This window comes from Streptomyces sp. NPDC055078, assembly GCF_053607985.1.
Genome location: NZ_JBSGUP010000284.1, coordinates 1 through 10,094, shown reverse-complemented (window position 1 = coordinate 10,094; position 10,094 = coordinate 1). Strand labels below are relative to the sequence as shown.

Annotated in this window: 8 protein-coding genes and 1 riboswitch; of the genes, 5 read left to right on the top strand and 3 right to left on the bottom strand. The window is 69.8% G+C overall.

The genetic code is table 11. The features are described 5' to 3' along the window. Nucleotides 1–57 precede the first annotated feature (57 nt). From glyA to gcvT, 3 genes are all read right to left on the bottom strand, one after another. Nucleotides 58–1,332 carry a serine hydroxymethyltransferase gene (gene glyA / locus ACWF94_RS22790; protein ID WP_453491341.1) on the bottom strand — a complete coding sequence of 425 codons (1,275 nt, stop codon included), beginning with the start codon at nt 1,330–1,332 and terminating at the stop codon, nt 58–60. Between the two features lie 186 nt (nt 1,333–1,518). Then, the gene (gene gcvH / locus ACWF94_RS22785; RefSeq protein ID WP_453491338.1) at nt 1,519–1,896 is read right to left on the bottom strand and encodes a glycine cleavage system protein GcvH; all 378 of its coding nucleotides are present in this window, start codon (nt 1,894–1,896) and stop codon (nt 1,519–1,521) included. A gap of 186 nt (nt 1,897–2,082) precedes the next feature. Beyond that, nucleotides 2,083–3,243 (bottom strand): glycine cleavage system aminomethyltransferase GcvT, encoded by a 1,161-nt coding sequence (gene gcvT / locus ACWF94_RS22780; RefSeq protein ID WP_453491335.1) that lies wholly within the window; start codon nt 3,241–3,243, stop codon nt 2,083–2,085. Between the two features lie 167 nt (nt 3,244–3,410). Next, nucleotides 3,411–3,506: riboswitch (glycine riboswitch) on the bottom strand. A gap of 214 nt (nt 3,507–3,720) precedes the next feature. On the opposite strand from gcvT, the gene ACWF94_RS22775 reads away from it, so the two are divergent. The 5 genes from ACWF94_RS22775 (at nt 3,721) to ACWF94_RS22755 (ending at nt 10,059) form a co-directional block, all read left to right on the top strand. Continuing rightward, the gene (locus ACWF94_RS22775; protein ID WP_453491332.1) at nt 3,721–4,476 is read left to right on the top strand and encodes an AAA family ATPase; all 756 of its coding nucleotides are present in this window, start codon (nt 3,721–3,723) and stop codon (nt 4,474–4,476) included. Between the two features lie 175 nt (nt 4,477–4,651). Then, complete coding sequence (locus ACWF94_RS22770; RefSeq protein WP_453491329.1) at nt 4,652–5,431, top strand: enhanced serine sensitivity protein SseB; 780 nt, start codon at nt 4,652–4,654, stop codon at nt 5,429–5,431. A 406-nt stretch (nt 5,432–5,837) separates the two neighbouring features. Next, the gene (locus tag ACWF94_RS22765) at nt 5,838–6,629 is read left to right on the top strand and encodes an enhanced serine sensitivity protein SseB C-terminal domain-containing protein (protein ID WP_453491344.1); all 792 of its coding nucleotides are present in this window, start codon (nt 5,838–5,840) and stop codon (nt 6,627–6,629) included. Nucleotides 6,630–7,121: 492 nt separating this feature from the next. Beyond that, nucleotides 7,122–8,126: an ABC transporter permease gene (locus ACWF94_RS22760; protein ID WP_453491326.1), complete on the top strand. Its 1,005-nt coding sequence runs from the start codon at nt 7,122–7,124 to the stop codon at nt 8,124–8,126. Between the two features lie 160 nt (nt 8,127–8,286). Beyond that, nucleotides 8,287–10,059, top strand: a complete 1,773-nt coding sequence (locus ACWF94_RS22755; protein WP_453491323.1) for an ABC transporter substrate-binding protein — start codon at nt 8,287–8,289, stop codon at nt 10,057–10,059. Nucleotides 10,060–10,094: the final 35 nt, after the last annotated feature.

Below are 10,094 nucleotides of genomic sequence, written 5' to 3'. Positions count from 1 at the left end.
GCACCGCGCTCACCGTCCAGTGTGCGCGGTGCCCCGGCTGCCGTACGGGCGGAGCCCTTACAGCCCGGGGTACAGCGGATGCTTCGCGGCCAGGGCGGACACCCGGGCCCGCAGTGCGGCGCTGTCGTCCGCACCGAAGGGAGAGGGTGCCTTAAGGGTCTCGGCGATGATGTCCGCGACCTCCTGGAAGTCCTCCGTGGTGAAGCCTCGGGTGGCCAGTGCCGGGGTGCCGATCCGCAGGCCCGAGGTGACCATCGGGGGACGGGGGTCGTTCGGGATCGCGTTGCGGTTGACCGTGATGCCGACCTCGTGGAGGCGGTCCTCGGCCTGCTGCCCGTCCAGCTCGGAGTCGCGCAGATCGACCAGGACCAGATGGACGTCGGTGCCGCCGGACAGCACGGAGACGCCGTGCTCGCGCACATCGTCCCGGACCAGGCGCTCGGCGAGGATACGGGCGCCGTCCAGGGTGCGCTGCTGGCGCTCCTTGAAGTCGTCCGTGGCGGCGACCTTGAAGGAGACCGCCTTCGCCGCGATGACGTGCTCCAGCGGGCCGCCCTGCTGACCGGGGAAGACCGCGGAGTTGATCTTCTTGGCCAGCTCCTGGGTCGACAGGATCACCCCGCCGCGCGGGCCGCCGAGCGTCTTGTGCGTGGTCGTGGTCACGACATGGGCGTGCGGCACCGGGTTGGGGTGCAGTCCGGCCGCGACCAGACCCGCGAAGTGGGCCATGTCGACCATCAGATACGCGCCGACCTCGTCCGCGATCCGGCGGAAGGCGGCGAAGTCCAGCTGCCGCGGGTAGGCGGACCAGCCGGCCACGATCAGCTTGGGCCGGGACTCCTTGGCCAGCTTCTCGACCTCGGCCATGTCGACCTGTCCGGTGGTGTCGTCGACGTGGTAGGCGACCACGTTGTAGAGCTTGCCGGAGAAGTTGATCTTCATGCCGTGGGTGAGGTGCCCACCGTGCGCGAGATTCAGCCCCATGATCGTGTCGCCCGGCTTCAGCAGCGCGAACATCGCCGCCGCGTTCGCCTGGGCGCCCGAGTGCGGCTGCACATTGGCGTGCTCGGCGCCGAAGAGCTGCTTGACCCGGTCGATCGCGATCTGCTCGATGACATCGACGTGCTCGCAGCCGCCGTAGTAGCGGCGGCCGGGGTAGCCCTCGGCGTACTTGTTGGTGAGGACCGAGCCCTGGGCCTCCATGACCGCGACCGGAGCGAAGTTCTCCGAGGCGATCATTTCGAGGGTGGACTGCTGGCGGTGGAGTTCGGCGTCGACGGCGGCGGCGACGTCCGGGTCCAGCTCATGGAGGGGGGTGTTGAGGAGCGACATCGCGGAAATCACAGTCCCTGTCGTGGTCGTGGTCGGTTGCCCGGGCGCGGCGGCTGTCGGCGGACTCCCCGGGCGCGGCGGCTGCCGGGGAACTCCCCGGACGTATCGGCCGCCGGAGAGTTCCCGGGCGCGTCAGCCGCCGGAGGGTTCCCGGCCGTACTGGCTGCCGGAGCGTTCCCGGCCGTATCAGCTGCCGGAGAACTCGGTGTACTCATCGGCGGAGAGCAGACCCTGCGGCTCGTCGCCGACCCGCACCTTGAAGAGCCAGCCGCCCTCGAAGGGAGAGGTGTTCACCACGGACGGATCATTCACGACGTCCTCATTGATCTCGGTGACCTCACCGGAGACCGGGGAGTACAGATCGCTGACCGACTTGGTCGACTCCAGCTCGCCGCAGGTCTGGCCCGCGGTCACCGAGTCGCCCACCTTCGGGAGGTCCACGTACACGACATCGCCGAGCGCGTTGGCCGCGTGCTCCGTGATGCCGACCCTCGACACGCCGTCCTCGACGGCCGACAGCCACTCGTGCTCCTTGCTGTAACGCAGCTGCTGGGGGTTGCTCATGATCTGAATTCTCCTGTATGCGGAAATCGCTGATGAACGGGCCCGGGGATACGGACCGCGGGGCGGCGCCGGACCCCCGGGAAGCGGTGCCCGGCGCCCCCCGGGCGGTGGTGCCGGGGGGCCGCTTCCGGACTGTTCCGGACTGCTCGCGGAGCGCTTCTGGGCTGTTACTGGTCTGCTTCCGGGCTACTTCTGGCGCTTGTAGAACGGTAGGGCGACGACGTCGTACGGCTCATGCGTACCGCGGATGTCGACTCCGACACCCCCGGTGCCCGGGGTGGCGTGCGCCGCGTCCACATAGGCCATCGCGATCGGCTGCCCGAGCGTCGGCGACGGTGCGCCCGATGTGACCTCGCCGATCACCTGGCCGTCCGCGACCACGGACATCCCGGCGCGCGGGATCCGGCGGCCCCGCGCGACCAGCCCGACGAGCTTGCGCGGCGGGCTGCTCGCGGCCCGCTCGGCCGCGGCGGACAGGGCCTCGCGCCCGACGAAGCGCCCGTCGTTGGCGGTCTTCTCGAACTTCACCACCCGGCCCAGACCCGCGTCGAAGGGGGTCAGCGCGGTGGTCAGCTCATGTCCGTACAGCGGCATGCCCGCCTCAAGCCGCAGGGTGTCGCGGCAGGACAGCCCGCAGGGGACCAGACCGGCGGGGGCGCCCGCCTCGGTCAGCGCCCGCCACAGCTCCTCGGCGAACCGGGGCTCGGTGAACAGCTCGAACCCGTCCTCGCCGGTGTAGCCCGTACGGGCGATCAGCGCGGGGACACCGGCGACCGTGCCCGGCAGCCCCGCGTAGTACTTCAGTCCGTCCAGATCGGCGTCCGTGACGGACTTCATGATGCCGGGCGACTGCGGACCCTGGACGGCGAGCAGGGCGTACGCGTCGCGGTCGTCCGCGATCCCGGCGCGGAATCCGGCCGATCGCGCGGTGATCGCGTCCAGGACGATCTGGGCGTTCGAGGCATTGGCGACGACCAGATAGGTGCTCTCGCCAGGGCCAGGGCCAGGGCCAGGGTCGGTGCTCTCGCCGAGCCGGTAGACGATCAGATCGTCGAGGATGCCGCCGTCCTCCCGGCAGATCATGGTGTAGCGGGCCCGGCCGGGGGCGATGGAACCGATGTTCCCGACCAGCGCGTAGTCCAGCAGGGCCGCCGCGTCGGGGCCCGTGACGGTGATCTCGCCCATATGGGAGAGATCGAAGAGCCCGGCCCGGGTGCGTACCGCCTGGTGCTCGTCGCGCTCACTGCCGTAGCGCAGGGGCATGTCCCAGCCTGCGAAGTCGGTCATGGTCGCGCCCAGGGAACGATGCAGGGCATCGAGGGCGGTGAGACGGGGGGCAGTACTCATGGGTGGGGCTCCCAGGGGCATGACAGGCGACAGGAACGTGACAGAAGTGGGCAATCCTCCCCATCTGTCATCGGAACCTGAGAGGTTCGTCGCGACCGTGCGTACAGGTGGTCGTGACTTGCACCTTGGGTGGAGCCGCCGGGAGCGGCCCTCTTTTCAGATCTGCCTCATCACGCGCGGTACGGGGCCTGAGAGATTCAAGGGAGGAACTTGCTCCTTCGGCGCCCGGCCCAGAACGGCCGGAACTCTCCCGCGTGGATTCAAGCGGCCGGTATGCAGTTGGCGGGCACATCATTGCACGCCTCCCGCCCCGGTGGGGGTGTGGACCCGGCCGTTCTCCGGGCACCCCGGCGCGCGTGCGCCAGGGCCCGGACGCGCCCCGGACGCGTTTCAGCGGCAAATTGGTTGTGCCGCATTACCATTTCTTTACGCTTCATGGGCAAGTGTGGTGGGTGAGCTGACATGGGGGAGGGTGTGATGACGTTGCAGCACTCCGGTGCGTACGCGACGACCGCGGGAGTGCCCGGACAGCCACAGGCGCCCGTCCGGGAGCTGCTGGCGGTGCCGGCGCCGGTGCTGCGCGATCTCCGGGCCCGCGCCGGGCGCAGTCCGCGGCGGCTGACGTTCGCGGCCGGGGATGTGGTGGTGGTCTCCGGACTGCCCGGCAGCGGCAAGTCCACACTGATCCGGCGCGCGGCGAGCAGCCGGCGCATCGACTCCCAGGACACCCGGGACCGCTGGGACACCAAGCTCCCCGGTTTCCTGCCGTACGCCGTCTACCGCCCCTTCGTGCGCTTCGCCCACTACGCGGGACTGCGGCGCGCGCTGCGCTCCGGCGAAAGCGTCGTCGTCCACGACTGCGGCACCCAGACCTGGGTTCGCCGCTGGCTCGCCCGCGAGGCCCGCCGCCGCGGCGACGCGCTCCATCTGGTGCTGCTCGACGTCTCGCCCGAGGTGGCACGCCAGGGCCAGCGTGAGCGTGGCCGGGGCGTGTCCGGATACGCCTTCGCCCGGCACCGCCGCGCGGTGGGCCGCCTCGTCGCCGACGCGGAGGCCGGCCGGCTGCCGGCCGGGTGCGCCTCGGCGACCCTGCTGGACCGGGACGCGGCGACGCTGCTGGTGAAGATCGCCTTCGCGGCGGGAGCGGCGGGAGCGGCAGGGGTGGCGGGGGTGGAAGGTCCGGATGGCGCGAGGCCGGACCAGCCGGACCAGCGGGTGCTGCCGACGCCCTGACGCGGGGTCGGCCTCGGATCGGCCCGTGCTGCCGACGCCCTGACGCGGGCCCGGCCTCGGACAAGCCCGTGCCGCCGGCGCCCTGACGCGGGACCAGACCGTGCCGCCGACGCCCTAAAGTCGGGGGGACAGCCGTGAGGACGACCGGCGCAGCCGGGGGAGAGGCCAGTACGACATGAGCGTTCCGGAACAGACCCATCCGCAGAGGTACGACGGCGGTTGGCCCGCGAATGAACTCGAAGAGGTGCTCGCCGCCTCGCTCGGCGAGCCGACCGCCGGGGCCCGGCTCGTCGAGGTCCTCGGCCGCAGCCCGGTCTGGGTGCCGCTGCCCAACGGCGGTTCGCACGAGAGCAGGGACCTCGATCTGCCCACCATGCTGATCGACGGCGAGGCATACGTCCCCGTCTTCAGCTCCGAGCAGCAGTTCATGGTCTGCGTCGGCGGTCATATGTCCTTCACCGTCGCCCCCGCCCGAGACTTCGCCCGCGGTCTGCCCCCGCAACTCGGTATCGCCGTGAACCCCGGCGGCACGGTCGGCGCCCCGCTGCCGCCGCCCGCCGTCGCCGAGCTGTGCCGGGCGGGCCGTACGCCGCTGGAGGGCGTTCCGGGGGCCGGCGGCGGGCGGGTGCGGCTGTTCGAACCGGACTGGCAGGAGGAGCCCGTCGACTTCCTGGCCGCCGCGGCCGATGAGTTCCGGACTTCCGGCGTCGTCAGCACCGCCCGCCGCGCGCTCGCCTCCATCGAGGGCGACGCGCCCACCCTCTTCATCGGCGTCCAGGTCTCGTCCTGGGAGGCCGCCGAGCACAGCGCTCCGATGGACGCCCTCGGCCGCGCCCTGGGCCGGGTCCAGGTGAGCTGGCCGGTCCACCTCGTACTCCTGGATATGGCCCGGGACCCGGTGGCCGACTGGATGCTGGAGCGGGTCCGGCCGTTCTACCAGCGGGATCACCTCTAGGTCGTGTTTCGAAAGTCCCGCCTGGCCCGCGACGCCCTGCACGCTCCCCCTGGGCCTAGCGGCCCGGGGGGACCCCCACGCTGCGTTGTCGGACTCATCCAAGTACGTCCAGTACGAGGATGATCCTCCGCCTTGCGAAGGCACGCACCGGACGCCGCGGGCCTCGCCCTCCGGGCGGACGGCGCTACTTTCGAAACACTCCCTAGGGCACAGTGCGAAAGCCCCGACCGCCCGACTGCCCGGCGTGCCGGGGCAGTCGGGCCCGGCGGACCCGCCCCGGCCCCCGGGGTCGTCAAGGCCGTCAGGGCGACGGCACGGCGGCCGATTAAGCTGGTTCCGTGGCAGGGCCTCCCACCGGTCTGGAGGTTGGTGCCGAATCGTGAGTCACAAGAGGGGCGGAACCAGGGTGAGCGCGTCAGGCACCGCGGCGGCCGGGCAGGTCGAGCACATGCTGCGCCAGGTGACCCCAGGACGCTATGACGCGTACGAGGCGCTGCTGACGGCGCTCGCCGATCCGGCGCACGGCAAGGTGTGGATGCTGCTCTGGCACGGCCGCCCCGGCTCCCCCGACGCCCAGTACGGGAACATGGAGGTGGAAGGCGTCGGCTACGCCCCCTGTGTCACCTCCGCCCAGGAGCTGGCCGTCTCCGGCTGGAACCGCGCGCACGAGGTGGTCGGCGGACTCGACATCGCCCGCGCCCTCTACCCCGACCACTCGGGGATCTGGCTCAATCCGCATGCCCCGGGCGGTGGCGTCGGCATCCCCTGGCCGGATCTGCGCCGGATCGCCACCGGCCTCGACCGGATGCCCGCCGGACCGCTGCGGCTGTCCGAACCCGCGATCGAGATCCCGCACTTCTACGCCCTCCTCGCGCAGAACGCCCACCGCACCGCCCCGATCAGGTCCCTGCGCCGGGCCTGGGTGCAGCCCGCGCTGGGCGCCCCGTATCTCGCCATCGGGCTCGATCTGTACGACACCGGACGGCAGTCCGTCGACGCGGTCCGGGCGATGATGCAGCAGTCGATCGGGGCGGTGCCGGAGGGCCTGCCGGTGTCGACGGTGGCGATGTCGGACGCGTACGACCCGGTCGCGATGTGGCTGCGGGCCAACGCCCGCCCGTTCTACGACCGAGGCGCCCACGCCGCCCCGGCCGCGCCCCCCGACGGCTACGGCTACCCCCCGTCGTCCCCCCACTGACGAGCCCCGGCAGAACTTCGCAGGAACCCACCCCCTTGGCGCAATCGCACATATGAAGGGCGCCGCCCCCACAGCCGTGGACGATCCGTGCCCAGCCATGCCATCCCCCATGGAAAGCGCTCTCCCATCTCGCGGCTCCCTGCGAATGCCCAACACCCCCACCTATCCACATAGCGGGAAGACTCTCAACTATCCCCCGATATGGGGCAGATGGCGACCCGCTCAGGCATAGGTGACGTCCGGATAACGGAAACCCCCAGGGCTCATCACGTTTGAGCAAACATTCCCCGGGGGGTCTGGCGGGTGATCGCGCGACCGTTGAAGACTCCCGCAGCAAGGGACTGATTCACCCCTGTGTACGGCCCTGTGTACGGCGCGCTCCAGTTGTACGTCCCGTACCAAAAGCTGCATGAGTACCACCAGTTGTGAACCAAGCCGCTACAGCGGCGGGTACGGGCCGGTCACCTCCGGCCGAGAGGGGTCCCCACCACGATGACGGCACCATTGCACGACACGAGCGCGGACCCGGAGCGATCCGGGGCCGTCGACGTCGCGGCGGCTGTAGTCGGCAAGTCGGTCGAGGGGCGGTCGCTCCGGCAGATCGCCTGGACCCGTCTCAAGCGGGACAAGCTCGCGCTGACCGGCGGCGTTGTCGTGGTCATCCTCATACTCGTCGCGATCTTCGCCCCGCTGATCGTGGATCTGCTGGGCCATCCGCCCAACCAGTTCCACCAGGACAAGATCGACCCGCTCTTCGGCACCCCCACCGGCTCGTTCGGCGGCATCAGCTCCGAGCATCTGCTGGGCGTCGAGCCCGGAAACGGCCGCGATGTCTTCAGCCGGATCGTCTACGGCGCCCGGATCTCGCTGCTGGTGGCCTTCCTGGCCGCCATGGTCGCCGTACTCCTCGGCACCGTCCTCGGTATCGTCGCCGGCTACTTCGGCGGCTGGGTCGACTCGGTCATCAGCCGGGTGATGGACATGCTGCTGGCCTTCCCGCAGCTGCTCTTCATCATCTCGCTGGTCTCCGTCCTGCCCAACGATCTGCTGGGCATGACCGGCAGCGGCGTCCGCATCACCATCCTCATCTCGGTGATCGGCTTCTTCGGCTGGCCGTACGTCGGACGCATCGTCCGCGGCCAGACGCTCTCGCTGCGCGAGAAGGAGTACGTCGAGGCCGCCCGCAGCCTGGGCGCGGGCCGCCGGTATGTGCTCTTCAAGGAGCTGCTGCCCAATCTGGTCGCCCCGATCACCGTCTACACGACGCTGATGATCCCCACCAACATCCTCACCGAGGCCGCGCTCAGCTTCCTCGGCGCGGGAGTGAAGCCCCCGACCGCCTCCTGGGGCCAGATGCTCTCCACGGCGGTGGACACCTATGAATCCGATCCGACGTACATGGTCGTGCCGGGCCTGGCGATCTTTGTGACGGTGCTGGCCTTCAACCTCTTCGGCGACGGCGTACGAGATGCGCTGGACCCCAAGGGCACCCGTTGACATCCCGGCGGGCCGCGCCACCAGGGCCCGCCGGGGGAGACCACCGCGGCGCCGTCCGGCCGCGGACAACCGAACGTGCCCCTGTCCCACTCGGTCAGGCGGCCCCGAAGGTTCCCCGGCACATCGGGGGAACCGTGCTATCCCGGAGGTTGCAGGAACAATGACACCCCAACGTTCGTCGAGGACCAGGCGTATCGCCGGAGCGGCGCTCGTCGTGGCCGCCCTCACGGCCACCGCGGCGTGCGGCGGCGGTTCCAAGGACAAGGGCGGTGACGGCAAGGCGGCGGGTTACAACGCCGGCATGAAGGGCATCGCCAACGAGTCCACCAAAAAGGGCGGCACGCTGAAGTTCATCGGTAAACAGGACTTCGACTCCACCGACCCACAACGCCAGTACTACGGCATGGCCTGGGACTTCTCCCGGTTCTACGCGCGACAGCTGATGTCCTACGCGCCCAAGCCGGGCCAGGCGGGCGCCGAACTGGTGCCCGACCTCGCCGAGGCCAAGGGCGTCATCTCGAACGACGGCAAGACCTACACGTACAAGCTGCGCGAGGGGATCACCTGGGAGGACGGCACGCCGATCACCTCCAAGGACGTCAAGTACGGCATCCAGCGCATCTGGGCCACGGACGTCATCACCGGCGGCCCCGCCTATCTGCGCCAGGTGCTCGACCCCAAGGGCGAGTACAAGGGCCCCTACAAGGACACCAGCCCGGACAAGCTGGGCCTCAAGGCGATCCAGACGCCCGACGACAAGACCATCGTCTTCAACCTCGCCACGCCCAACGGTGACTTCGAGCAGATGCTCGCCATGCCGGCCGGGTCCCCGGTGAAGGCGGAGAAGGACACGGCGGGCAAATACCAGCTCAAGCCGTTCTCCTCGGGCCCGTACAAGTTCGAGTCGTACACGCCGAAGAAGGGCGCCGTCCTCGTCCGCAACGACAAGTGGCAGAAGTCGTCCGACCCGATCCGCCCGGCCCTGCCGGACAAGATCACGGTCACGATCAACTCCAATATCGAGGCGATCGACCAGCTGCTCATCAAGGGTGAGTACGACGTCGACCTGAACGCCACCGGTATGTCCCAGTCGGGCCGCACCACCGCGCTGAAGAAGCACAAGGGCAATCTCGACAACATCGAGACCAGCTTCATCCGGTACGTGGACATCGCCACCAAGGTCGCGCCGTTCAACAACGTCGAGTGCCGCAAGGCCGTCATCTACGCCGCCGACTACAAGTCGATGCAGACCGTACGCGGCGGCCCGGACGCGGGCGGCCCCATCGCCCCGAATATGCTTCCGAAGTCGATCAAGGGCTCGGACGACTACGACCCGTACGGCATCCTGGCGCGCGACGGCAAGCCGGACGTCGCCAAGGCCAAGACCGCGCTCAAGGCGTGCGGCAAGCCCGACGGCTTCAGCACCAACATCGCCGCCCGCAGCAACAACCCGGGCGAGGTCCAGACCGCCGAGGCGCTCCAGCAGTCCCTCCAGGCCGTCGGCATCAAGGCCGAGGTCGAGGTGATCGACGGCGCCGAGCACTCCAGTACCACCGGCTCGCCTGCCTGGGTGAAGAAGCGCGGGGTCGGCCTCAACATGACCGGCTGGGGCCCGGACTTCCCGACCGGCCAGGGCTTCTCCCAGCCGCTGGTCGACGGCCGTTTCATCGTCCCCAACGGCAACTACAACTTCTCCGAGACCAATGACCCGAAGATCAACAAACTCTTCGACGACGCGCTCAAGGAGACCGACGCGGAGAAGGCCGCCGGGATCTACCAGCAGATCAACCACGTCACCACGGACCTCGCCGCGCAGATGCCGTTCCTCTACGAGAAGAACTTCACCTGGCGCAGCTCGCGGCTGACGAACGCGTACTCCACCGCGGCTTACAACGGCCGGTACGACTATGTGTCCCTGGGGGTCGAGAAGTAACCGGCGAGCATACGGCCGGCCGGCCGGTGTACGCC

Coding starts and splice junctions, on each gene's coding strand:
- ACWF94_RS22775 (WP_453491332.1), top strand. CDS start 3,721: ATGACGTTGCAGCACTCCGGTGCGTACGCGACGACCGCGGGAGTGCCC.
- ACWF94_RS22760 (WP_453491326.1), top strand. CDS start 7,122: ATGACGGCACCATTGCACGACACGAGCGCGGACCCGGAGCGATCCGGG.
- ACWF94_RS22755 (WP_453491323.1), top strand. CDS start 8,287: ATGACACCCCAACGTTCGTCGAGGACCAGGCGTATCGCCGGAGCGGCG.
- ACWF94_RS22770 (WP_453491329.1), top strand. CDS start 4,652: ATGAGCGTTCCGGAACAGACCCATCCGCAGAGGTACGACGGCGGTTGG.
- gcvH (WP_453491338.1), bottom strand. CDS start 1,896: ATGAGCAACCCCCAGCAGCTGCGTTACAGCAAGGAGCACGAGTGGCTG.
- gcvT (WP_453491335.1), bottom strand. CDS start 3,243: ATGAGTACTGCCCCCCGTCTCACCGCCCTCGATGCCCTGCATCGTTCC.
- glyA (WP_453491341.1), bottom strand. CDS start 1,332: ATGTCGCTCCTCAACACCCCCCTCCATGAGCTGGACCCGGACGTCGCC.